The organism is Jilunia laotingensis, from assembly GCF_014385165.1.
In the GTDB taxonomy this organism is placed as follows: Bacteria; Bacteroidota; Bacteroidia; order Bacteroidales; family Bacteroidaceae; genus Bacteroides; species Bacteroides laotingensis.
Genome location: NZ_JACRTF010000001.1, coordinates 4,227,496 through 4,251,749, shown reverse-complemented (window position 1 = coordinate 4,251,749; position 24,254 = coordinate 4,227,496). Strand labels below are relative to the sequence as shown.

At 37.1% G+C, this 24,254-nt stretch carries 23 protein-coding genes; all 23 read left to right on the top strand.

The window, feature by feature from the left end; all coding sequences use genetic code 11:
• The 23 genes from H8744_RS16700 to H8744_RS16590 all read left to right on the top strand — a co-directional run bounded on the left by H8744_RS16700 (nt 1) and on the right by H8744_RS16590 (nt 24,254).
• The gene (locus H8744_RS16700) at nt 1-1,218 is read left to right on the top strand and encodes a CDP-glycerol glycerophosphotransferase family protein (protein ID WP_262435936.1); all 1,218 of its coding nucleotides are present in this window, start codon (nt 1-3) and stop codon (nt 1,216-1,218) included.
• A gap of 25 nt (nt 1,219-1,243) precedes the next feature.
• Nucleotides 1,244-2,305: an IS5-like element IS1169 family transposase gene (locus tag H8744_RS16695; protein ID WP_008777670.1), complete on the top strand. Its 1,062-nt coding sequence runs from the start codon at nt 1,244-1,246 to the stop codon at nt 2,303-2,305.
• Between the two features lie 294 nt (nt 2,306-2,599).
• Nucleotides 2,600-3,208, top strand: a complete 609-nt coding sequence (locus tag H8744_RS16690) for a sugar transferase (RefSeq protein ID WP_262435935.1) — start codon at nt 2,600-2,602, stop codon at nt 3,206-3,208.
• Nucleotides 3,209-3,212: 4 nt separating this feature from the next.
• Nucleotides 3,213-4,196: an ATP-grasp domain-containing protein gene (locus H8744_RS16685; RefSeq protein WP_262435934.1), complete on the top strand. Its 984-nt coding sequence runs from the start codon at nt 3,213-3,215 to the stop codon at nt 4,194-4,196.
• Nucleotides 4,168-4,833: an HAD family hydrolase gene (locus tag H8744_RS16680; RefSeq protein ID WP_262435933.1), complete on the top strand. Its 666-nt coding sequence runs from the start codon at nt 4,168-4,170 to the stop codon at nt 4,831-4,833. The genes H8744_RS16685 and H8744_RS16680 overlap by 29 nt, the downstream gene beginning before the upstream one ends.
• Before the next feature lie 353 nt (nt 4,834-5,186).
• Nucleotides 5,187-6,326, top strand: coding sequence for an aminotransferase class I/II-fold pyridoxal phosphate-dependent enzyme (locus tag H8744_RS16675; protein ID WP_262435895.1), 1,140 nt, complete (start codon nt 5,187-5,189; stop codon nt 6,324-6,326).
• Between the two features lie 740 nt (nt 6,327-7,066).
• Nucleotides 7,067-7,621, top strand: a complete 555-nt coding sequence (locus tag H8744_RS16670; RefSeq protein ID WP_262435932.1) for a UpxY family transcription antiterminator — start codon at nt 7,067-7,069, stop codon at nt 7,619-7,621.
• Nucleotides 7,622-7,672: 51 nt separating this feature from the next.
• Nucleotides 7,673-8,152: a UpxZ family transcription anti-terminator antagonist gene (locus H8744_RS16665; RefSeq protein WP_262435931.1), complete on the top strand. Its 480-nt coding sequence runs from the start codon at nt 7,673-7,675 to the stop codon at nt 8,150-8,152.
• 116 nt (nt 8,153-8,268) lie between these two features.
• Complete coding sequence (locus H8744_RS16660; RefSeq protein WP_262435930.1) at nt 8,269-9,558, top strand: nucleotide sugar dehydrogenase; 1,290 nt, start codon at nt 8,269-8,271, stop codon at nt 9,556-9,558.
• Between the two features lie 35 nt (nt 9,559-9,593).
• The gene (locus H8744_RS16655; protein ID WP_262435929.1) at nt 9,594-11,033 is read left to right on the top strand and encodes a lipopolysaccharide biosynthesis protein; all 1,440 of its coding nucleotides are present in this window, start codon (nt 9,594-9,596) and stop codon (nt 11,031-11,033) included.
• Nucleotides 11,034-11,106: 73 nt separating this feature from the next.
• Entirely contained in the window at nt 11,107-12,105 is a 999-nt protein-coding gene (locus H8744_RS16650; RefSeq protein WP_262435928.1) for a C40 family peptidase, read from the top strand.
• Between the two features lie 5 nt (nt 12,106-12,110).
• Nucleotides 12,111-12,587 (top strand): hypothetical protein, encoded by a 477-nt coding sequence (locus H8744_RS16645; protein ID WP_262435927.1) that lies wholly within the window; start codon nt 12,111-12,113, stop codon nt 12,585-12,587.
• Nucleotides 12,505-13,137, top strand: coding sequence for a GNAT family N-acetyltransferase (locus H8744_RS16640; RefSeq protein WP_369411038.1), 633 nt, complete (start codon nt 12,505-12,507; stop codon nt 13,135-13,137). Before H8744_RS16645 ends, H8744_RS16640 begins: the two co-directional genes overlap by 83 nt.
• Nucleotides 13,138-13,152: 15 nt before the next feature.
• Nucleotides 13,153-14,079, top strand: coding sequence for an AAC(3) family N-acetyltransferase (locus H8744_RS16635; RefSeq protein WP_262435925.1), 927 nt, complete (start codon nt 13,153-13,155; stop codon nt 14,077-14,079).
• A gap of 26 nt (nt 14,080-14,105) precedes the next feature.
• Nucleotides 14,106-15,152, top strand: coding sequence for an acyltransferase family protein (locus H8744_RS16630; protein WP_262435924.1), 1,047 nt, complete (start codon nt 14,106-14,108; stop codon nt 15,150-15,152).
• Between the two features lie 68 nt (nt 15,153-15,220).
• Entirely contained in the window at nt 15,221-16,546 is a 1,326-nt protein-coding gene (locus H8744_RS16625; RefSeq protein ID WP_262435923.1) for a hypothetical protein, read from the top strand.
• A 1-nt stretch (nt 16,547) separates the two neighbouring features.
• Complete coding sequence (locus tag H8744_RS16620; RefSeq protein WP_262435922.1) at nt 16,548-17,960, top strand: FAD-dependent oxidoreductase; 1,413 nt, start codon at nt 16,548-16,550, stop codon at nt 17,958-17,960.
• A gap of 7 nt (nt 17,961-17,967) precedes the next feature.
• Nucleotides 17,968-19,155: a glycosyltransferase family 4 protein gene (locus tag H8744_RS16615; protein WP_262435921.1), complete on the top strand. Its 1,188-nt coding sequence runs from the start codon at nt 17,968-17,970 to the stop codon at nt 19,153-19,155.
• Nucleotides 19,152-20,252, top strand: coding sequence for a radical SAM protein (locus H8744_RS16610; RefSeq protein ID WP_262435920.1), 1,101 nt, complete (start codon nt 19,152-19,154; stop codon nt 20,250-20,252). Before H8744_RS16615 ends, H8744_RS16610 begins: the two co-directional genes overlap by 4 nt.
• A complete protein-coding gene (locus tag H8744_RS16605) occupies nt 20,240-21,382 on the top strand; it encodes a polysaccharide pyruvyl transferase family protein (protein WP_262435919.1) in 1,143 nt (380 codons plus the stop codon). Before H8744_RS16610 ends, H8744_RS16605 begins: the two co-directional genes overlap by 13 nt.
• A gap of 20 nt (nt 21,383-21,402) precedes the next feature.
• Nucleotides 21,403-22,173, top strand: a complete 771-nt coding sequence (locus H8744_RS16600; RefSeq protein ID WP_262435918.1) for a polysaccharide deacetylase family protein — start codon at nt 21,403-21,405, stop codon at nt 22,171-22,173.
• Complete coding sequence (locus tag H8744_RS16595) at nt 22,173-23,384, top strand: glycosyltransferase (RefSeq protein WP_262435917.1); 1,212 nt, start codon at nt 22,173-22,175, stop codon at nt 23,382-23,384. The genes H8744_RS16600 and H8744_RS16595 overlap by 1 nt, the downstream gene beginning before the upstream one ends.
• 117 nt (nt 23,385-23,501) lie before the next feature.
• Nucleotides 23,502-24,254: a glycosyltransferase family 2 protein gene (locus H8744_RS16590; protein WP_262435916.1), complete on the top strand. Its 753-nt coding sequence runs from the start codon at nt 23,502-23,504 to the stop codon at nt 24,252-24,254.

Below are 24,254 nucleotides of genomic sequence, written 5' to 3'. Positions count from 1 at the left end.
ATGAAGAATTCAATTGTAAAATACCTGATATATATGTATAAAAGGTATGATTTTAAAAGTTTTCTTGGTAAGACTTTAGAAGCATTTTTTGGTTTTTTATTTATATATCCGCTTTCGTATTTGACTAAGCGTAATAATAGAATTTGGGTATTTGGCAGTCATGTTAAGTTCAGTGGTAATCCTAAGTATTTATTCTTATATGTGCATGAAGAAATTAATTCTATTCGTCCAATCTGGATTTCTGGCGATAAGTCATTAGTTAAAGATCTTAGGAATAAAAAATATGAGGCTTACTATAAATGGAGTATGAAGGGATTATATTACTCATTGATAGCTGGTGTCTATTTTTTCAGTTTTTATACTGTTGATATAAACTATTTCGCGGTGGGAAGGGCTCTTGATTTTAATCTATGGCATGGAATTGGTATTAAATTGATCGAATTTAATGTAAAGCATGGCGAGGCTGCTAAACATTATAATCCCAACAATCTAATTAGTAGAATATATGCTCCCTTTTTGTTTAGGAGACCGCAATATTTGCTATCGACCTCAAAATTTACTACAGATTATCTGCTAAAAGATGCTTTTCGCATATCAGAGAATAAATGTATAGAGTTAGGTTATCCAAGAACAGATTTGTTTTTTTCTTCTTTAGATACTGTTAAGCAATTTGTAAAGCTTCATGAGAACCAAAAAACATTTGAATTAATAGAAAAGATCCAAAAATATAGTTTTTCATATATTTATATGCCGACGTGGAGAGAAACCAGATACGATTTCATTACTTCAGCCGGTTTTGATTTTGCTTTATTAAATGAGCAATTAATAAAGACTAATTCTGTTTTTATACTGAAACTGCATCATGCGACTAAATTGGATACATCAAGCATTGCGAATTATTCTAATATATTTGTTTTAGATAATAAAATTGATGTTTATGTCATACTGCCATTTATTACTACTCTAATAACAGATTACTCGTCTATTTATCATGATTTTATGTTATTGGATAATAAACAAATTATATTATTTCCTTTTGATAAAGAGGATTATATCTCTGAAAACCGTGGAATTACGTTAGACCCTCGTTTAGATTATGATGAGTATACTTTAGGGCAACGAGCATATAGTTTTGAAGAGTTATTGTCTTTGATTAAAGAGGAGTTCTATAAATTAAAATATTGTAGTACAGTTGTTTATATGGTTCCAAGAGCGTAAATTTGCAGAAAATAAGAATTTTATAATGAACAAGTTATCCCGATACCGTAAGCTTCGTTATAATCAACTATTTGAGTCAGAGAATCGTGAATTGCGTTTGAATGAAATGGGCAATCCTCTTGAAGTGTTGTCTCAGTATGTTGATTTTGAGATCTTTCGTCCTACTCTTGAATCAGCCCTTTTTACCGGAGAGCGCAAAAGTAATGCCGGTCGTCCGCCGATAGACTGTGTGCTGATGTTCAAGGTCTTGTTTCTTCAGCGTTATTATGGTTTGAGTGACCATCAGATAGAGTATCAGATAGTTGACCGTACGAGTTTCCGCAAGTTTCTTGGTATTGAATGTGTTGACGATGTTCCTGACGAGAAGACGGTGTGGAAGTATCGCGAACTCCTGACAAATACAGGCGTTTATGACAAGCTTTTTTCGGAATTTCATAGTTTCATGGAAAGTAAGGGTCTGCAATTCAATGAGGGTCGCATCATTGATGCCAGTTTTGTTATTGCCCCTCGCCAACGTAACACCCGTGATGAAAATGAGCAGATAAAACAGGGAGCGGGTGATAAGTTGTGGAATGACAATCCCCACAAGAAGTGCCACAAGGATGTAGATGCCCGCTGGACAAAGAAGCGTGATGAGACTTTTTACGGCTACAAGCAGCATACTAAAGTTGAGAAACGCAATAAGATCATACTTTCTTATGATACCACGTCGGCAGAAGTGCATGATTCCAAAGGCTTTGAAGGACTGCTGGATGAAAAAGACGAAGGCAAGGACTTGTATTTGGACGCCGGTTATGTCGGACAAGAGGAGATTGTAAAACAGCATAAGATGAATCCGATAATTTGCGAAAAGGGCTACCGTAACCGTCCGCTTACCAAGGAGCAGAAATCAGACAATAGGAAAAAATCCAAGACACGTTGCCTTGTCGAGCATGTATTCGGGTTTGAGGAACAAACCATGCGTGGACTTGTGGTGCGTACAGTAGGGCTTATTCGTGCTAAAGCCAATGTAGCATTCACCAGTCTTGTGTATAACATCAGTCGTTACACGCAAATAATCAGGCTGAAACCTGAGTTGTTGGGGTGAATTATGCCTGCACATCCAATTTTTACAACAAACACAAGTTAATTATTGTAAAAATCGGGGGGGGGGGTAGAAAATATTCGCTAAATTTGCAAGACTAAAGCTCACAAATTGGGCAGTTAAAGAGTTCTGCTGTCTGATACAAGAGGATAAATTGAATTGATAGAACTCACCTAAAAATAATAATTCAATGGAATGCTATTCATATCCTCAACGAGAAAAAATGAAAAAAATATTTTGGGGAAACTATACTGGTAGCTCTTCTAAACAGATTGTTGATTTTGTGTTTGATAAATTATGTATAAAAAAATAGTAAAAAGAATTATTGATTTAGTTCTTGCTTTTTGTGCTTTGATTGTTTTGTCTCCTATTTTACTATTTTTTTATATTTCTCTATCCATTGTCAGTAAAAATAGAAGGGTATGGTTTCTACAAGAACGCCCAGGCAAAAATGGAAAGATTTTTAAAGTTATAAAGTTCAAAACAATGACTGATGAATGTGATTTGTCCGGTAACCTTCTTCCTGACGAACAACGCTTGACTAAAATAGGAAAATTTATTCGTTCGACTTCTATTGATGAATTACCTCAGTTGATAAATGTCATAAAAGGTGATATGGCTTTGATTGGTCCTCGCCCTTTACTACCTCAATATCTACCTCTTTATAGTAAAGAACAAGCTCGGAGGCACGAAGTTCGCCCTGGTATTACAGGTTGGGCGCAAGTGAATGGACGTAATGCTATCTCTTGGACTAAGAAATTTGAATTAGATGTGTGGTACGTAGATCACTGCTCCTTTCTTCTTGATGTGAGAATTGTTTTTTTAACTCTCAAAAAAGTATTTGTACGTGAAGGAATAAACTCGAAAACCTCTGCTACAATGGAATATTTTACTGGAAATAATTAGAGAAATGACAAATAATATATTAATAACCTCTGTAGGAAAGCGGGTAACGCTGACTAAAATGTTTCAGCAGACACTTAAACTCTATTTCCCGTACGGTAGGGTCTATACAACAGATATGAATCCTCCAATGGCTCCTGCCGGATTAATTTCAGATGGATGTTTCAGTGTTCCGAGAGTTACTGCTCCAGATTATATTGACGCATTGTTGAATTTGTGTATTGATAATAATATTCGTGTCGTAATTCCTACAATTGATACAGAATTATTGGTATTGTCAGAGCATAAAAAAGAGTTTCAATTAAAAGGGATAGAGCCAATTGTCTCCGACTTGGATTTTATTCAAGTTTGTCGGGATAAACGTAAAACGAGTAAATATATGTTGGATTTGGATATTCGTGTCCCAAATCCTGTAAATAAGTATTCTCCCACTTTTCCTCTGTTTGCCAAACCATATGACGGTTCTTTATCTAAAGATCTTTATATAATAAGACAGCAAAGTGATTTAACTCCCGAAATATTAGAACATCCTAAGCTTATTTTTATGGAATATATAGATAAAAATGAGTATAAGGAGTATACAGTAGATATGTATTATGGGTGTGATCATAAAGTTAAATCAATTGTTCCCCGAGAAAGATTAGAAATTCGTGCTGGTGAAATAAATAAGGGATTTACGAGAAAGAATTATCTTGTTAATTATTTGAAAGATCGTATGGGATATTTGGCTGGGGTAATTGGTTGTATTTGTATTCAATTATTTTATCGTGAGTCAGATAATGATGTCGTAGGTATTGAAATAAATCCTCGTTTTGGTGGTGGTTATCCTTTATCTTTCTATGCTGGAGCAAATTTTCCGGAGAATATAATAAAGGAGTATATTCTAAATGAGACGGTGAAATATTCTGACTCTTGGAGGGATACTACTTTGATGTTGCGTTATGATAGCGAAGTGGTCATTTATGAAAATGGAGAAAGTTGTTATTTTTGATTTAGATGATACTTTATATAAAGAAATAGATTATTTAAGATCAGCTTATAAAGAGATTTCGGATTTTATTGAAAGTGAATATGATAAAAGAGAAATCTATGAATTTATGATTTCTTGTTATAAGGCGGGAAGAAATACTTTTGCTGAGGTTATTAGAGAATATAATTTGCCTATTTCAGTTGATTATCTTATTTCAATATATCGTAGTCATAAGCCTAATATTAGTTTAGACTGTGATACACAATTTGTATTGGAGCAACTAAGTTTACAAAAAAATATTAATTTAGGTATTTTAACAGATGGAAGGGGTATAACTCAAAACAATAAAATTATTGCTTTAGGTATTGATCAATACATAAGGAAGGATAATTGGGTTATCTCAGAAGAGTTCGGTTATTCTAAACCTTCTTCTGAGGGGTATTTGTATTTTCAGAAAAAGTATAAGAATGCAGCATTTTATTATATAGGCGATAATTTAGTAAAGGATTTTATTGCGCCAATTCAATTGGGATGGACTTGTATTTGTTTGTTGGATGATGGTAGTCATAATATTCACAAACAAGATTTATCTATCATAAATAATATTTCATCATTATATACGGTTAAATGTTTAAGAGAGTTATTTGAATACTTGTAGATGATTCGCTTTTTATATGAAATAATTTTATTTCTGTTTATTCCTTATCATATAAAATGGAAATTTTGATTGCATTTTTAAAGGTGTATTGAATATTTTAATTTTATCGATTGATATTGTGAGGAGAAGAGATTTCACCTGCGGACTCTTTTTAATATATTTCCAAGTAACTAACAGCAATAAATAAACCTGATGTTTCTGGATGGGGAATCTCTATTCGGGACATAGAAATATCTATGGATCTTTTCAGAGTGAAAAAAATATTTAGTTTATTGAAGTGGCTTTTCGTCCCCTTTTATGTCTGGAGAAAAAAAGTTTGATAGACAATATTCTTAAAAATCACATATCATATTATGGACAAACGAATTTATCTTTGCCTGGCTCACATGAGCGGCAAGGAGCAAGATTATATCAAGGAAGCTTTTGATACCAATTGGGTGGTTCCACTCGGCCCCAATGTGAATGCTTTCGAGGAAGAATTGAAACATTTTGTAGGACAAAATAAAGAAGTGGTCGCTTTATCAGCGGGTACGGCAGCAATCCATTTAGGATTAATTCAGCTCGGTGTAGAAGCTGGTGACGAGGTGATTTGCCAGTCGTTCACCTTCTGTGCGTCGGCTAATCCGGTAACTTACCTGGGAGCTGTCCCGGTATTCGTGGACAGCGAGGAAGATACCTGGAATATGGATCCTGCCTTATTGGAGGAAGCGATAAAAGATCGAATTGAGAAGACGGGCAAGAAGCCCAAGGCAATTGTTCCTGTGCATCTTTACGGGATGCCTGCCAAGATTGATGAGATCTGCGCCATCGCAGCGAAATACGATATTCCTGTACTGGAGGATGCTGCCGAAGCTTTAGGCTCTGAATTTGAGGGCCGTAAGTGCGGCACCTTCGGTAAATTCGGTGCCTTGTCGTTTAATGGCAACAAGATGATCACTACCTCGGGAGGCGGGGCACTTGTAACGGAAGACGAAGCCTCTAAGAGAGAGACCATGTTTTATGCCACCCAGGCCCGTGAAGCCTTCCCTTACTATGAACATCAAAAGATCGGTTATAATTACCGGATGAGCAATATTTGCGCAGGCATCGGTTGTGGTCAAATGACGGTGTTAGACGAGCATGTCGCCCACCACCGCCATGTACACGCCTTGTATGAGAAAGGATTTGCTGACGTGGATGGGATTTCCTTGAAGTCGAACCCCGACAGTCGTTTCAATGCAAATTACTGGTTGTGTACCATCCTGATCGACCCGGAAAAGACTGGTACTAATTATGAGGAAGTCCGTCTCAAGTTGGATGGGAAAGGCATCGAAACACGTCCTTTATGGAAGCCTATGCATTTGCAGCCCGTCTACGCACAGAATCCGTGTTATGTAAACGGTGTCTCCGAGAAGTTGTTCGACATGGGCTTATGTATCCCAGCCGGACCTTGTGTGACCGACGGGGATGTGGAGTATATTGTAGAGCAGATAAAAAGGTGCTGTAATGGGTGATGCACTCTGTGCTTGATCCTCTGCAAACATTAAGTATTCGTTGTATGGTCCTCAACGTGGTTCTGTTTATTTAGTGTTCCATTTCTACAAATTTATGCTAAATGTCCTCGTACTCATAAATCCGGTTTGTCCTTGATTTTATAAGCTCCTAAAATAGGTAAGCCCGATAAAGTGCCCGTATAAAAAGAGAATCGCCATAGCAAATTCAAGAAAGCTATGGCGATTCTCTTTTTATATGGGTATTTTATTTGGAACTTACTTTTTGACGGTAATGTGACAAAACGGGGAGAAAAAGTGTTTCAATAGACGTTCGTTTAATGGAACAAAGGTAAAGCTTATCTTCGATACAACAAAATATTTTTATAAACAAAATTCATTATATTTGTTATTTTAAATATTTTACATTGTAAATCAATGGCTTATAAAATGCAATTCAGCAATCCGACTTATCTCTTTTTCTGTTTTTTCGTATTTTCCTTTCTTTACAAAAATAGTGTTCCATTAAACGAACGTTTATTGAAACACTATTTGTTAGTAACTGGTTCGTTTATAATATATTATATCAAAATAACTATTTCATTTCCCTCCTTCTGTGATAGTGGAGGTTCTTGAAATAACATGAATGCATTGAAATTAAAATCAATAAACGCATTACATAACTTGATCGGCAGGTATTTCTTTACTCCGGTGTCCCCAGAATATATCTTAACGTAAACGACGATATTACTTTTAAATATCACATGAATAAAGATAACAATTATTCGTTGAATTGGTATGCGCTTCGCGTCACTTACAGCCGTGAATTACTATTGAAGGAATATCTTGATACGGAAGGTATCGAGAATTTTATCCCGATGCATTACGAATATAGAATAAAGGATGGGCGGAGAATCCGTAAATTGGTTCCTGCTGTTCACAATCTTGTCTTTGTACATACTTCGCGTAATCGTATCGACTGGATAAAAGAATCTGCAGGAATAAACATTCCCATCCGTTACATTATGAATCGTGAATATCGACAACCGGTCATTATTCCAGATGTACAGATGCGTAATTTCATGGCAGTTTCCGGGAATTACGATCAGGCTGTTCTTTATTTCGAGCCTTCCGGGTTGACTCTTCCTAAAGGAGCCCGTGTGCGTATCACAGGCGGTCTTTTTGCCGGTGTTGAAGGTGAGTTTGTACGAGTTTGTCATGACCGTCGTGTAGTGGTTTCAATTGAAGGAGTGATGGCTGTTGCCACTACTTTTATACATCCTTCTCTTGTCGAAATAATTCCATCGGGAAACCTTTAAGAGGATTGGTTTTAATTCATCGTAAATTTATAAATAGTATATAATCTTTCTATGTTAGCATCCGAAATTTCAACCTTGTATGCTCTTGCACATGAGCTATTTTATCTGGGTGTGGACGATAGTCCCATTTATAGTGATCATTTTACAGCATTGAACCGTGAAGTTTTTCACCGTGCCAATATTTTATTTCATCATAAGCCATCGACCATCGATGAGGAAGCTTCCTTGTGTTTGTCTCTCCTGATGGGATATAATGCAACACTTTACGATGATGGTGACAAACAAGAACGTATTCATGAAATATTGGAGCGTTGTTGGAAGATACTTGACTATCTTCCTGCGTCCTTGTTAAAATGCCAGCTCCTTGTGGCTGGTTATGCGGAAGTTTTCGACCGGAATCTTTTAGATCAAGCTCATGCAATTATCAATACGTGGGTTGGCAGGGAATGGACGGATACGGAGCGTGAAACGGTAGAATATTTAAAATCTCTGGAAGAAAATCCCTATCCACACTGGGAAATTGCGGACTGAAATTTGTAAACCGGATGGAATAAAACGACACTTTGCCGAGACGGGAAGAGTGTGGGATGAAAGGAGTTATCAGACTCTCGGATCAGGTATGTTTCAATAATAATTTTAGATAACAAATGGATAATATTAGGATTGTTGTGATCGGTCTTGGGTATGTGGGTTTGCCATTAGCCCGATTATTTTCTACGAAATACGAGACACTGGGTTTTGATGTGAACCGAAAACGTGTTTCTGAGTTGATGAATGGTGTTGATTCTACGTTGGAGGTAACTGATGAATTACTGAAAGAAGCCATTGATTTGAACGGATTCCGCTGTACTTTTGATCCGGATGAAGTGGTGGAGTTCAGGAAAAATGCGGCAGGTTCTTTTTTTTATATTGTGACTGTGCCTACTCCTATCGACCAGAAAAATCGTCCAGACCTGACCCCCTTGTTGAAGGCAAGCGAAACGGTTGGGAACTTTATTAGGAAAGGGGATATCGTGGTGTATGAATCTACCGTTTATCCCGGTGTGACGGAGGAAGAATGTATTCCTGTCATCGAACGTACATCCGGTCTGGAGTTCAATAAAGATTTCTTTGCCGGATATTCCCCAGAACGGATAAATCCGGGAGATAAGCAACATACGGTTGAGAAGATTAAGAAAGTAACTTCAGGATCTACTTTAGAGACAGCACGGAAAATAGATAAACTCTATAATTCGGTATTATTGAACGGTACTCATATGGCACCGACTATACGGGTGGCGGAAGCATCTAAAATAGTCGAGAATTGTCAGCGCGATGTACAAATTGCTTTTTTTAACGAACTCTCCCGGATATTCAATGTGATGGGTATTCATACGAATGATGTAATCGAAGCTGCTGCTTCAAAGTGGAATTTCATAAAATTGAAACCCGGACTGGTAGGAGGACATTGCATCAGCGTGGATCCATATTATTTAATAGAGAAGTCACAGGTACACGGGTATTCTCCCAACATATTGATTGAAGCGAGACGCGTGAATGACAGTATGGGTGAGTTTGTTGGAAATCAGGTTATCCGGTTGATGAATAAAAAAGGAATCTTGGTGAAAGATGCGAATATTCTAATTTTGGGAGTTACTTTTAAAGAAAATTGTCCCGATATCCGTAATACAAAAGTACTAGATATTTATAGAGTTCTCAGTGAATATTCCTCTCATATTACGATTTTTGACCCTTGGGCAGTGGCAAAAGAGGTAAAAAGCGAATATGGACTGGACATCGTAAATTCACTTCCCCGTTCAAAATATGACGCAGTGGTGCTTACTGTCTGCCACAGAGAATTTTTAGGATTGGATATTCCTTCCTTATGTGCTGAGAAGTCGGTTGTCTATGATGTGAAAGGTTGCTTGTCGGAAGAGATAGCGGATGCCGCTCTCTGACAAACCGGGCATGTGGATTTAAACGATAAAAACAAGTGACAGAAATAAAGCAAAAATTAATTTCAGGAGTTGTTTGGGAGTCTATCGGGCAGTTTTCCTCATTGGGCATACAGTTTATTGTCACCATCGTCATTGCTAGGATATTGACTCCGGCAGATTACGGAGTCATTGGCTTGCTGACTGTTTTTGTAGCTATAGCTAATATATTGTTGGATTCCGGTTTTTCACAAGCTTTGATTCAAAAAAAAGATGCAGGCGAGCTTGAATTCTCAACTGTCTTTTTTCTGAATCTGACAGTGGGGGCCTTGTTGTATGCGATATTGTATGTCTGCAGTCCTTATATAGCACGGTTTTATAATATTCCGGATCTTACAGGCTATGCACGAATACTTTTTCTTATTATTCCTGTCAGTTCATTCGGACTGATTCAAAATGTAATTATTCAGAAATACCTTCAGTTTAAAAAGTCGGCTATTGTAAGTGTCAGTGCATCGTTGTTGTCCGGATTGCTTGGCATTTGGATGGCATATGCCGGGTATGGAATAATGGCACTGGTGATACAACAACTGTCACTGTCCTTTATAAGGACAGTGTTGTATACGGCACTTAGAAGGTGGAAACCTACGTTGAAACTCTCTTTGGCGGTAATAAGGGAAATGTTTGCCTTTAGTATGAACCTTATGTTACATTCGTTGATCAATACGATAATGAAGAATGTATATGTGCTTGTCATTGGGAAATATTACAACTCGGATGAAGTAGGGTATTACAATCAAGCCAATCGTTTTGAAAATTTTTCGGCATCGACATTGACAAGTGTTATCATGAAGGTTTCGTTTCCTACGTTGGTATATTTTAAAGACGACCTTTCCCGTACGAAAGAAGCCTATAAACGGATTATCGAAGTCACCTGTTTTGTCATTTTTCCTTTGATGTTTCTGTTAATTTGTATTGCTAAACCGCTGTTTTTACTTTTACTCACTGAAAAATGGTTGCCCGCAGTTCCTTATTTCCAACTACTTTGCTTGTATGGACTTACGCTTCCCATCATGCAGATAAGTTATAATGTATACAGGCTATACAAGAGGGGTAAATTGCTTGTTATTTTGGATTCGGTTCGTCATATTCTGTTCTTGCTTTCGATTGTCATGACTATTAAGTATGGAATATCCGTATTATTGATCGGACAGTTTCTGGTAATGTTTGGAATGTCTTTCGTAAACATGTACTACTCCGGAAAGTTAATTACTTATTCAGTGTTGGAACAGATTGAAACAATTTTACCTTATCTTATTTTGGCAGGTTTGATCGGAGCCGTAATTTGGATGATTCCGGCTTCGGGAAGCAGTTTGGCGGATGTCTGTCTGGATACTATCTTGTTTGTTGTTGGTTTTCTGTCATTGTCGGGCATCTTTGGATTGAAAGCTTTTAAGGAATTTAGCACAATCCTTAGAACGTTTTTGAGGATAAAGTAAGACAAAAAATTGAAACAGGCTCTTAAACAGATGTCATGACAATAATATTTTATAATATGAAAGACAAATTAAAATGATCACAGAAAAAAGAATTGGAATAGAAAACTTGAGAGTAGGGGATATTTTGGTATTTCCGGCTCCGGAAGGATCTAAATTATCTCAAGCAATTGCTTTACTGACGGATAGTTCTGTCAGCCATGCCGCATTAATGTATAAAATAGAGGACGAACTCCTGATTGCGGAATCTACTCTCGAAGGTATACGTTTAACACCATTGCCTGATGAGATGCCTTTTATACGTCGTTATCATTTAAATGCTGAGGAATTAAATAAGTTATTGAATTCTATCGAATATTATATTCAGGACAAGACTGATTATGCTTATATCGATTTAGTTTTACTTGGCATATTGTTAGTTTATAAGAAGTTCAGCAAAAAGACATTGACCAATAAAATTTTCTATACTTTTTTGGAATACATAGCTCGTTTACTTGCTGAAACTGTAAACAATTTACTATCAAAAGGCAAAAATCCAATGGTATGTTCACAGTATGTAGCTCAGTGTTACTTGGATGCCGAATGTCCTCTGAAGTTTAATAAAATGGTGGTTGATTGGGACTATTCGACAAAGTTGTTGAAACGGACAAGGGGAAATGATCGGATATCATTGATTACATTGTTAGGAGACACTCCCTATCTGAGTAATACGCGAGTTGAAAGTAATGTCAATATGTTGAATATGAGTGAAGAAAGTGAGATTTTTAATGACTTCATTCATCTTATAAAAAGTGAAAAAAATGCTGGGATTAAAAAAGGTGCAAGAAAGGAACAACATGTAGAAATAAGCGAACAGCCTTCGATGTGTGGTTCTGAAATACTGGATTTGTCAGATCTTGTAGCTCCTGCACGAGAGATTGCGAATTCATTAAATCTTATTTTGACTGACAAATCAGTGGTTAATAAGATACACCCAATGAATGGATCGTATGAGAAGGAAGTCTTTTTTGTAACTCCTGCCGATCTTTATTTAAATTGTTCGAATGTAGAGCCTATAGGTCAGTTATCTTTTTAATAAAAATGAATCCGTTTAGAGTTGAATGTAAGCCAGGTGTTCCTGCCGATATAACTTCTTTTTTAGAGACGAGATATCAATCGATGTATGTCACTTGGTCTTATTTTAAAGAGCTAAAGCAAATAGAAAAATTACAAACGCTGTTGCTTTATGAAAATGATATTTTGTGTGAAGCGTTTATCTATGAGATATACTCCACGGAGTGTGTGTTGTTGAATAGGGTTACTGATTTTGAGAAAAGTTGTCTGGATTTCTTTACGCGATGGATTTTTGATCATTACAGTAAGGTACGAAAGGTTACTTTTCGAGGATTAATGTCACCTTATCAGGCCCGGAATGCCCTATGTTATTCGGCTTCTTCAGACTTGTATATAAAACTGCCTGCTACGCCTGAAGAGTATGATACCCTGTTGGGAAAGAAGTCCAGAACCCGCTTCAGAGGATATTATAATAAACTTAAAAAAAGATTTTCAGGATATTGAATTCTGGGAAAATGTAAAAGTCAATGAATTGGACGAAGATATCTTTGAAAAATTTGTTCTTTTGAAGGAAAGAAGATTCAAAGAGAAGAAGCAAGTTAATAGTTTTGATGTATCAGCTTCACAAAAACACAGGCGTTTTGCACAGGAATATGGACGAATTACGGTAATCAGGGCTTCAGGTAAATTTATAGGAGGGCTATTATGCTATAAAGTCAACAATAAATATTTTGCCGTATTGGTGGCTTTCGATGTCGATTTTGCAAAGTACAGTGTGGGGCGCACTGTTATTTATCTTGCCATAAAGAAAGCTATTGATGAAAAAGCGGCTGAATTTCATTTTCTGTGGGGAGGTTCAGACTATGTAACCCATTATGGTGGCGATTCTCACTTGTTGTATACTACTCATAATTTCCGGAGCAATAATCTGTTTTATTATATTTGCTCTTGCCGTATAAAAATAGAAGTACTTGCCAAGCGTTTGAAACATATTTCATGGGTGCGTTCTTTGGCCCCATATTACCATCGCTTGATATATGTTTTCTCAAAATAGATTCTGAAATTACTGATGATAAAAAGATTGTTGAAAAAGATTCTTCATACGGATAATCTCACTCTTTATATCCATAAAAGAAGAAAGTGGGTATTCCAAAAAATATATAGAAAGAAGTTTACTACCCATGACTTGACGGATGTATTGGAGTCAATGGGCATGAAAGAAGGTTCAGTGGTATTTATCCATAGTTCGATGACTGAGTTTTATAATTTTCAGGGTACAGCAGAAGAACTGATAAATTCGATTATAGACATTATTGGCTCTTCCGGAACGCTTCTGATGCCAGCCTATCCTAAATGTAAATTTGTTCCGGAACGCGATTTGAGCAATCCGGAATGGATTGATTTTGATGTGAATACCACACCATCGGGTGCAGGATATCTGACTGAGATGTTCAGAAAGTATCCGGGTGTCAAGCGTAGTATAAATATTCAGCATTCAGTATGTGCTTATGGTTATCTTGCCGATTATTTTGTTTCCGAACATCACTTGTCGATGACGGCATGGGATGAACATTCTCCTTATTATAAGCTTTTCTTGAAAGATGCTTTGATTTTCACGTTTGGTTTACCACACCTTTTACCTACGGTTCATCATTGCACGGAAAGCCTTTTAAGAACACGATATACCTATTTTCAACATTTCTTCAATTCAGAAATAGAATATAGGTACAGAGATGCGGAAGGCAACGTAGCTATGCAAAGAATGTTATTTCCTGCGTTGCCACGCAAGCGGAAGAAAAAGAAGGTTATTGAACGTAGTTTCGATAAGTCTCAGTATAAGAAAACGAAAATATCCAATCTGCATATCGAAATGTTTAGAGCAAATCATCTGTTGCAGACTCTTTTAGATCAAGCTGAAGAGGGGAAAGTGATTTATAAAATACCTTCTTCCAAGCCCTTTATGATAAATGGTAAATTGGTGAAAGTTACTTGTTAATATTGAACAAAACACTAAAATGAAATATGAATAAAAATTATTATTGGATTGATTTATTACGTTTTTTCGCAGCTTTTATAGTGTTATTGAATCACTCTAGAGGTGTATTTTGGTGTGAATACGATGATATGCAAGGTAATGGAAAGTTGTTTTTCTACTCGATTACGAGGATGGGACATGAAGCAGTTTTAATTTTTTTTGTATTAAGTGGCTATCTTGTAGGGGGAGCGGCAATAAAAAGAATTGGTATCGGAACTTTCGACCTGAAAAGTTATTCTATAAATAGAAGTGTACGTATTTTATTGCCATTGTTTTCTGCCATATTATTGTATCTGATAACCGCTCATATATTGAATGAAGAAGTTAATTATTGGACATGTTTAGGTAATTTATTATCATTACAAGGCATATTAGTACCTTCATTGGTGGGACCGTTTTGGAGCTTGAGTTATGAGGTTTGGTTTTATTTTTTGATGGGTGCTGTTGCCTTACTTTTGAGTAAAAGAAATGTTTGGACTTTGTTTTCTTTAGTTTTGGTTTTATCCGTTTTTGCATTTCTAAAACCTATTTACTTATTAGTGTGGTTGATTGGTGCTTTTGCTTATGTATGTCAACCTCAGCAACGGAATGGTTTTCTTTTCTATACAAGTATATTAATGATGATGTTGATGGTATTGTGTTATCAGTTTGGGCGTGATAGTCATGGAATAGGCAACTTATCCTTTTCATTTAATATAGGATTGATAGAGCTTGTTTTTTCCTTGTTTGGAGCGATATTTATCCAACAGATTGTTTTGATGCGACCTGAACACAAGTGGAGTAATTGCTTGAACTATTTAGGGATAAAGTTAGCTGTATTTTCATATACGCTTTATTTGGTACATCAAACTATTTGTTTGTTTATATTCAAGTATTTCAATATGAGCCAGTTTGATTCTTTGTCTTGGAATAATCTGTTATTGTATTCTTTGATTCTGATAATTGTTTTATTTATTTCCTGGTGTATTTATTGTTTGTTTGAGAAGCATACGGCTTTGGTAAAAAAGGCAATCAATCGATGGTTGTTGAAATAGATTATAATAAGGGCTGTTTGGTGCAGATGAGAGTATCTAGCATTATTTAGTTGGGAAAAGATAATTATATGAAAAGTTTTTTTGCAGTAAAAATAGGAAGGACAGATTGTGCAAATTTGATAACGGCTTTTCTTTATCTTTTTATTTATAGATATATACACACTTCTTTTTTAGTACCTGTATGGGGATATTTTGGTTACTATAACAATACGTATACCGTTTATGAAGTATCAGTGACAAACCTGATTGCTTTATTCCCAATTTTGTTTTATTCGGTAAAGAAGGTTGCTTCTAACTTTATATCAGTTATGATATATGCTTTGGTGTACTTGCCTACGGTGATAACCATTCAATATCATTTTACAGATTATCTCTCGGTTATAGGATATCAGTTTGCATATATGTGTGCCATGATTCTTTTTTTCCTGGTAGATAAATTTTCGAATAAGAAGGTTGTGAATAAAACTAATACGCTTTCTCTTAATTTTTGGTTGTTTTCCGGAGTTGCTTTAGCGTTGTTTGTCTTATTTCATTATGGTCCGGGAGCATTAAAGTTGGTATCGTTTGAGGAAGTATATGATCTTCGTAATGAAAATTATGAATTGAAGGGGAATTCCTTTATGATCGGTTACTTTGTTTTGTGGATTGGACGTGTCTTTTTGCCTTTATACATGGCTATAGGATTGGTATATAGAAAGAGATCTTTTATAATAATTGCTGTTTTGATGGCTTTGCTGGTGTATATGGCAATAGGGGCGAAAACGACTATATCAGCTCCGGTATTTGCATGTGGTATATTTTTGTGTTTAAAATACATAGGCTTTCGGTATTTTTTCCCTTTTATAGTTGTTGCTTTTTTGGGGGTGATGATTTGGTATGAAATAGCGAAGGTTATGGGATGTGAAGACACCACTATCATTTTTCCTATTTCGGCTCTGTTATTAATGCGAACCCTTGGTATTTCCGGTTTGTTGGGGGCTTCTTATATAGATTTTTTTAGAACAGCGGAACATACTTACTATAGTCATATTGGAATTGTCAATTATATAACGGGAGCATACCCGTTTGGGCACGATGCGTTAGGAAAAGCTGTGTGGTCGGCCTATAAAGGTTTTGATATTGAAGAATCCATGAATGCCAATGCCAATTTTTTAGTTACTGATGGTGTGGCAGCAGCAGGCATCTATGGTGTTATTTTTATTTCAATCGTTTTCTTCTTCTTCTTGAAATACTTAAATAAAGTATCGGCAAGGCATAATCCGGATTTTGTTTTCATTATTCTTCTTGGAGTGGTGAGTGCATTACTGAATGTTTCTCTTTTTACTACATTGATTTCTTGCGGGTTCTTTTTGATATTGATTCTATTTAGATTTTCAACTATAAAATATAAGTGATATGCGGAAAGTAAAAGCGTATAAGGTCTGTATCCTAGGAGCCGGTACAGCAGGAATGGGAGCTGCCTATGCATTGGCTAATCAGGAAAATGTGAATGTTATTTTGGTAGAGCCCTATTTGACATTAGGAGGAACGGCTGTCAATGCCTGGGTGCAAACATGGGCGGAGGGTATCAATCCTCCCTATCTGGAAAAGCTACTGATGGAATATGGGTATAAACCGGAAGTAATACGCAAAAGCATACTGCCTGCCTGTTTTGGAGGAGGAGGGAATTTATTGTTGAACCATGAAAAGTTGGCTGAACAATATAGGAAAGATATGGATGCAGCACAGAATGTCACAGTGCTGACAGGGCATTGGTTCGGAGATATAAAAAGTGTTACTTGTGAGGGTGGAAAACAGAAGATTCATGTAATCACCGTAAAAGATAAAGATGGGAATTGTATGGATATTGAAGCCGATTTCTTTATCGATTCATCAGGTGATGGAGTACTCTGCCGGGCTGCTGGAGTGGATTATTATATCGGTGAAGATCCGTATTCTCGTTTTAATGAAGACTTGATGCCTAAAAATGATCAATATGATGAAACATCCTTAAACGAGCCTTCCTTGTTTTACAGGGTGTTGCCTCCCGAAAAATCTCAAAGTGATAACGAATTTCTAGGTAGTATAGAAACGGTTTATGAAAAAGACGGAAAAGTAGTTAAACCGGATTATATCGATTCGGACGGCTATGCCAATCAGAGATTTTGTAATCCAATGACCGGATTAGGGATGACCGGTTATGAATGTTTAGGAAAACCGGAGTGGGCGTATAAAACCGCGGTAAATAGATTTCTCGAACATTGGAAGTTTGTAAAGACAACTTTACAACAGCGTTATAATGACGGAATGAGTGGGTCGTATCGCGGATATCCCGTTAATCAGCGATTGTGGAATTATACGGGGGAATTTGCTCCTATGCTTGGAATGAGGGAGTCTTATCGGATAAAATGTGAATATATGCTGCGACAGAATGATTTGACAGAGTTGATAGACCCCGATAATTTGAAAGATTATATTGCATGTGGAAGTCATACCATTGATTTTCATATTACCCAAAATATTGATAGAAGAAAAGTTACGCTATTTAATAAAAGCATCAAGCCTTCGGGAATTCCCTACCGATGTATGATCCCCCTCGGTGTAAAGAATGTATTGATTGCCTGCAGAGCTTACGGAGCCAGTCATATCGCTCTTGCTGCGCGCCGTTTGAACAAGGATATGGCACAATTGGGATGGGCTGCCGGATTTGCTGTGAGAGAGTGTATGGAGGGTAACTTGGATGATGTGCGGTTAGTAGATGTAACGCAAATCCAGAAAAAGAGTGGCTTTAAGGAGAATGTGCAACGCTTGATGGATAAGTATAAATAATTTTGAAATGAAAATTGTGTACGTAGCGCGTAAGTTTCTGGAGGGATTTGCCTATCAGGATAATGAGTTGGCGGATATGCATGCCAGGTTGGGGCATGAGGTTACGGTCATAACGAGCCAAAGTGACGATTCTTCGCTTTATTTTGATATGTCTTTGATAAAGAAGAGTAAAGCCGTGTCTAGCAAAAAAAAATCGGCAGACTTTCGGATTATTCGTTTACCGCTTAAACATAAAGTGAATTTTCGATTTTGGGAGTTTAAAAATTTGATAAGTACACTTGAAGAAATTGAGCCAGACTTGATTTTTTTTCATGGTTCTCCGATGTTTTGCCTGTTGGATCTTGCAAAGTATAAAAAGAAACACCCCGGCATCACATTGGTGATGGATTGTCATAATGATTATAATAATGCCGGTCATGGTATTGTTTCAAGGGTGTTGATGCATAAAATAATCTACCGGTCTATTATTTATAAAACGAGAAATGAAGTAGACCTGTATTATTATTTGGCTCCGAATATTCGGATTTTCATGAAAGATATGTATCGTATTCCCGATAGAAAGTTAAAATTTTTGCCTCGGGGAGGAATATTGGAAAATATGGATTTTGCCAATGAGGTAAAGATACGACGAGAAATAAGGGAGCAACTTCATATAGGAACTGATGACGTGGTTGTGATCAGTGGCGGAAAGCTGGATTCAAAGAAAATGAGTCATCATTTATGTGAAGCTATTAATGATTTAAATAAACCGAATGTGCATCTGATCCTTTTTGGTACAGTCGACAAGAATTACGAAGAACAATTGCAAAAGGCTGTAAATGGAAATCCTAAAATTCATCTTATAGGCTGGATTGCTTCGGAGAATGTATATAACTACTTTTTTGCTTCGGATATAGCTTGTTTTCCCGGAGGGCATTCTGTTATGTGGGAACAGGCAATTTGTTGTGGGTTGCCTTTGATCGTTAAAGACTGGTATAAGGGGATGTATTATTTAAATGTAAAGAGAAATGTTCTGTTGCTTGAAGATAGTGATGTGCGGTATATTAAACCGGCACTCAGTAGTTTGATTGATCATCCTGAACTAAGGGTGGAAATGAGTCTGAATGCGCGGAATGAAGGACAAAAGTTTTTCTCCTATCGTCGTATAGCGGAGAGCATCCTTGCAGATACTCGTCTTAAAATTAAGAATCAATGAAAAATGCTGTTGTATTTGCACTCAATTATCTGAGGATGACTGCGTTTAAAAAACGTATAAAACCACGGGTGTTACAGATGCCTGTGACGAGTCGTTGTAACTCACGTTGTATAACTTGCAATATTTGGAAAGATCAGAGTAATCCTGTTGAACTGAACCCTAGTGATTTGAAGAAAGCGTTGGAAGATTCTTTTTTTAATCAGGTTCGGTTAGTGGGACTGAATGGTGGAGAACCATCGACTTATAAGAAAACGGGGGAGTTGATGGATGCATTATTGGTATTGAAGAAGTTAAACCGTGTCCATGTGATATCCAATGGAATTATAGCGTCTCGTCTTCTGCCGATGATGGAGATTATAAGATCTAAATGTAAGTCCCGGGGGATTTTAGTTTATCTGACAATTTCGATAGATGGAGTGGGGGAAGTACATAATAAGGTAAGAGGGATTCCGAAAGTTTTTAATAAAACGGTGGAAACGATAAAATTAATAAAAGCCGAACAGTCAAAATATTGTGATGTACTCGATATAGGGACCACTCTTTCTAATGAAAATATAGCCTACGTCAGTGAAATTGAATATTTCAATACTTCGTTAGGAATTCCAGCTTATTATCATCCAGCAGTTCCCAATAAGCGTTTACATAATTTTGACGGAAAGCAGGATTTCGATATTATGCATTCTAGGTGGTCGCGCCTGTTGGCAACTGAATATTTCTACGGAAAGTTTAAAGAAGGCAGAGGAATGAAAACAAGGCTACGTGCATTTCTTACTTACTATTATCTGAAAAATGGTGGAAAGGGACGTTTGGCAGGATGCAATTATCTGAGAGGCGATGTTACCATAACGGAGAATCTTGACCTTTGCTTATGTGCGACAGCGAGTGACAAGGTGGGAAATTTGAGAGAGAAGACAGCAACAGAATTGTGGAAAAGCGGATTGCTGCGGCAGCAGGAGAAGAAACTTGAAAAGAATTGTGACACTTGTGTCCATTATATTGTGTTGCCCAGCGTGAAAGGACTTATTCTTTTTATTGCAGAACTGCTGAAACCTTCGGTTTGGATCAAATATAAAATCAAAGCATTATGGTTAAGATAGCTATCATTGGCTGGTATGGTACTGAAACTATCGGGGACAGGGCTATATTAGCAGGGATTTTTTCAATCCTAAATAGAGCTTATGGAGTCTATGAAGTGAAGTTAGGGAGTATTTATCCCTTTTTTACGGAGAGGACACTCTTGGAAGATTCAGAATTCTATAGGAAATGTGCAAATAACGGTATAGGGGAGTTGAATTTATTCGATTCTCAAAATCCCGAAGCAATGGACGATGTAATAGAATGGTGTGATATTTTGGTAATGGGCGGTGGTCCGTTAATGGGGATGTGGAGTTTGTATATGATAGAATATGCTTTTTCAAAAGCTAAAAGACTTCGAAAGCGTACGCTGATTTTGGGTTGTGGAGTAGGACCGATGATTACCAAACGGTATGAACGGAGCTTGGTTCATATCATTGAGAAAGCGGATGTTACCATTTTCCGGGATGAGATCTCCACTGGGGAATACAGGCGTATAGCCGGTAAACATTCCAAAGAGGTACTCTCATCAATAGATCCGGCTGTTTTTGCAGCACAACGATATAAATCTTTGCATGCTATTCCTGAGAGAAGGAAAGAGGATATAGTTGCCTGTGTACGTGATTTTCCTATGGAATATAGGATTAATGATGAAATTAATGGTAAGGAAATCAATGAAAAAGTATTTCAGATATTACGAAATCGAAAAGTGAAAAGTGAAAAAAGGCTTCTCTTTCTTCCTATGCATTATTTTGCTATTGGCGGGGATGACCGAAGATGGATGAATAAACTGAAATATAGAATTGATGATGAGGGTGTGGCAGTCCAGAATACCCCATTGAGTTTGGAAGGGACATTGCGGATTTTGGCTGAAAGTAGCGAGTGTGTGGGTATGAGATTTCATTCCATTGTGTTGCAGACGATTTTGAATGGAAATAATATCGTTTTAAATTATACGCATCCTGATAAGGGTAAAATAGTGGGCTTTCTAAGACAGATCGGAGCTTATGACTTTTACCGGGATAGTTTTATAAACTTGCAGGTCAATGAAGAAGTGTCTCATTTATGTCCGGCTTCAGGTTTTAAAGTAAAGGATGGTTTGATATCCGAGTTTGAGAATATCTATTTGGCAGCATTGTCGAAATTATTTTAAATAAACATAGTTGTTTTTTTATGTGGGGTAGGAAAATAGCCAGAGGGCTGATTTTAGATGTTTTGGGATCGTTTGCAGAACCGCAGGCGGGGATACATATATTAAACGGACATAGGATCGCTTTAAAAAATCCTTGTGAAGAGATATTCCATTCACAGTTACGGAAGTTAGAAAAATTAGTCCGGTTTATTCGTTTTGAAGACGCTGTGGAACTCATTATTTCCAAGGTAGTAGTTTCTGAACCTTTGGTTGCATTTAGTTTTGATGATGGTTTCGAAGAATGTCATAGTATGATTGCACCTGTACTAGAAGATTTTAATATCAATGCTGCGTTTTTTATAAATCCAAATTTTGTATCCGGCAACAGGGAATATATAGATTATTTTACAAACAATGTTGTGAAGACTCCGGGGAAATTACCAATGAGTTGGGAACAAATAAAAGATTTGCATAACAGAGGACATGTAATCGGTGCCCATACACTTGATCATTACAATATTAATGATGACAATATTGAGGAATTGGAACATCAGATAGGAGAGTGTCGCACGGTTGTTGAACAGCACATTGGCGTTCCTTGTGATTATTTTGCTTTTCCTTTTGGGAGATTGGAACATGCTAATTCACATTCGATAGATATTGCTGTCAGGCACTATCCATACGTGTTTAGCCAATCCGATTATAAGAATTATTTTTCGTTTGGTGGACGTGTGATTAATCGTCGTCATTTTGAACCGGATTGGCCTATAATCCATTTGAACTACTTTCTAAATACCGAAAAGAAGTATTAATGCCAACACTTTTTCAAATTAATGCAGTCTGTAATTCCGGTTCAACAGGAAGGATTGCAGAAGATATCGGTAAACTGGTTCAGAAAAACGGTTGGCAAAGCTATATTGCATTTGGAAGGTGGTCCAATTCGAGTTCGTCCGTTCTTTATAAGATAGGGAACCGTGTCGACCTTTTGATACACGTACTATATACCAGATTATTCGATAAACATGGTTTTGCCTCGAAAAGAAGCACTCGGGAATTGGTAAAAGTCATTGAACGGGTCAGGCCTGACATCATTCATTTGCACAACATCCATGGATATTATTTGAACATGGAAATATTGTTCGATTACCTTTCATCGAGTGGTATTCAGGTTGTATGGACGTTGCATGACTGTTGGGCAATGACGGGACATTGTGTGCATTTTCAGGATATCGGATGCGAAAAGTGGCTTAAGGGATGTAGTAATTGTCCTAATAAACATGGATATCCTGCGAGTTTATTGAAGGATCGTTCCAAGAAAAACTACCTGCAAAAGAAGGAACTGTTTACATCTGCCCGAAATCTGACTGTCGTCTCTGTTTGCCATTGGTTGGACGGTGTTGTCGGTCAATCCTTTTTAAGTTCCGCTAAGCGTGAGGTGATTGTGAATGGCATTGACCTGGACATTTTTACACCTCGTGTCCATCGCGAAGAGATGCGTGTTCAAATGGGGTTGAACTCACGTTTTATGATACTGGCTGTGGCAACAGGATGGAATAAGACCAAAGGTCTGGATGACATTCTTAGACTTCGTGAACTGTTATCTCACCAAGAGGTCATTGTGGTGGTCGGTTTAACCAAACGGCAGATAAAGAATCTCCCTTCTGGCATCATTGGCATTGAAAAGACAGAAAACGTACACCAGTTGGCCGATTTGTATTCCATGGCGGATGTTTTGATAAATCCAACTTACCAGGATACCTTACCCACGGTGAATATGGAATCATTGGCTTGTGGGACTCCGGTTGTCGCATATGATACGGGAGGTTGTAAGGACATTGTTGACCGGGACACCGGATATATAGTGGAAAGAGGGGATCTAAATTCCATGTTGGTTTCTATCACCCGGATCAGGCATAAAGGCAAATCACACTATGAAGCTGCTTGTAGACAACGTGCCGTGGACTGTTTTGACAGGGCGGAAAGATATCTGGACTATTTAAAGCTTTATGACCGCCTTCTATAAAAGATATCTGTTCGGTGTTTTCATTTTGCGGCATTAAGCTCGAATTATTTTAAAAAGGCATTATCCAAGTCCACTTTCAAGAAGATGGAAGACGAACTTGATTTTATATTTAATTCAATGAAATTTTCTCTTGTAACTGTTACTTATAATAGCGTTAATACGCTTCGTGATACTATTCAATCCGTTCTTTTACAATCCTATCCGGAAATAGAGTACATCGTTGTGGACGGCTTGTCAACCGATGGTACCATAGACGTTATTAAGGAATATGAACCCCAATTTGAGGGACGCATGCAATGGGTTAGTGAAAAGGACGAGGGATTGTATGATGCGATGAATAAAGGCTTCGCACGAGCAACGGGCGATATTGTCGGTATCATCAATTCGGATGACTTGCTGGCTAAAACGACTGCAATTGAAGAAGTGGTCGGTTGTTTTGAAAATAATGAAAATATAGATTGCGTATATGCCGATCTATATTACGTGGCCCAGTATGACACATCTAAAATCATTCGTCATTGGATCACCGGAGAAAAACGATCTTTTTCTAAAGGTTGGCATCCCGCCCATCCTACTTTTTATGTGAAGAGAGAAGTTTATCAGAAATATGGTACTTTCGATTTGTCATTTAAGTTTGCTGCGGATTTTGAATTGATGCTCCGTTTGATGGAAAAAGATCATATCAGAACTTTCTATTTGCCCGAACCTTTGGTGCGGATGCGTTTAGGAGGGACAACCAGCAAAAGCCTGTCTAATATAAAACGGGGGAACATGGAATGCCTGAATGCATTCCGGAAAAATGGTATTCCTGTCAGCATGTTTTATCCGTTGTATCGTTTGCTTCCTAAATTAATACAATTTTTTCAATAG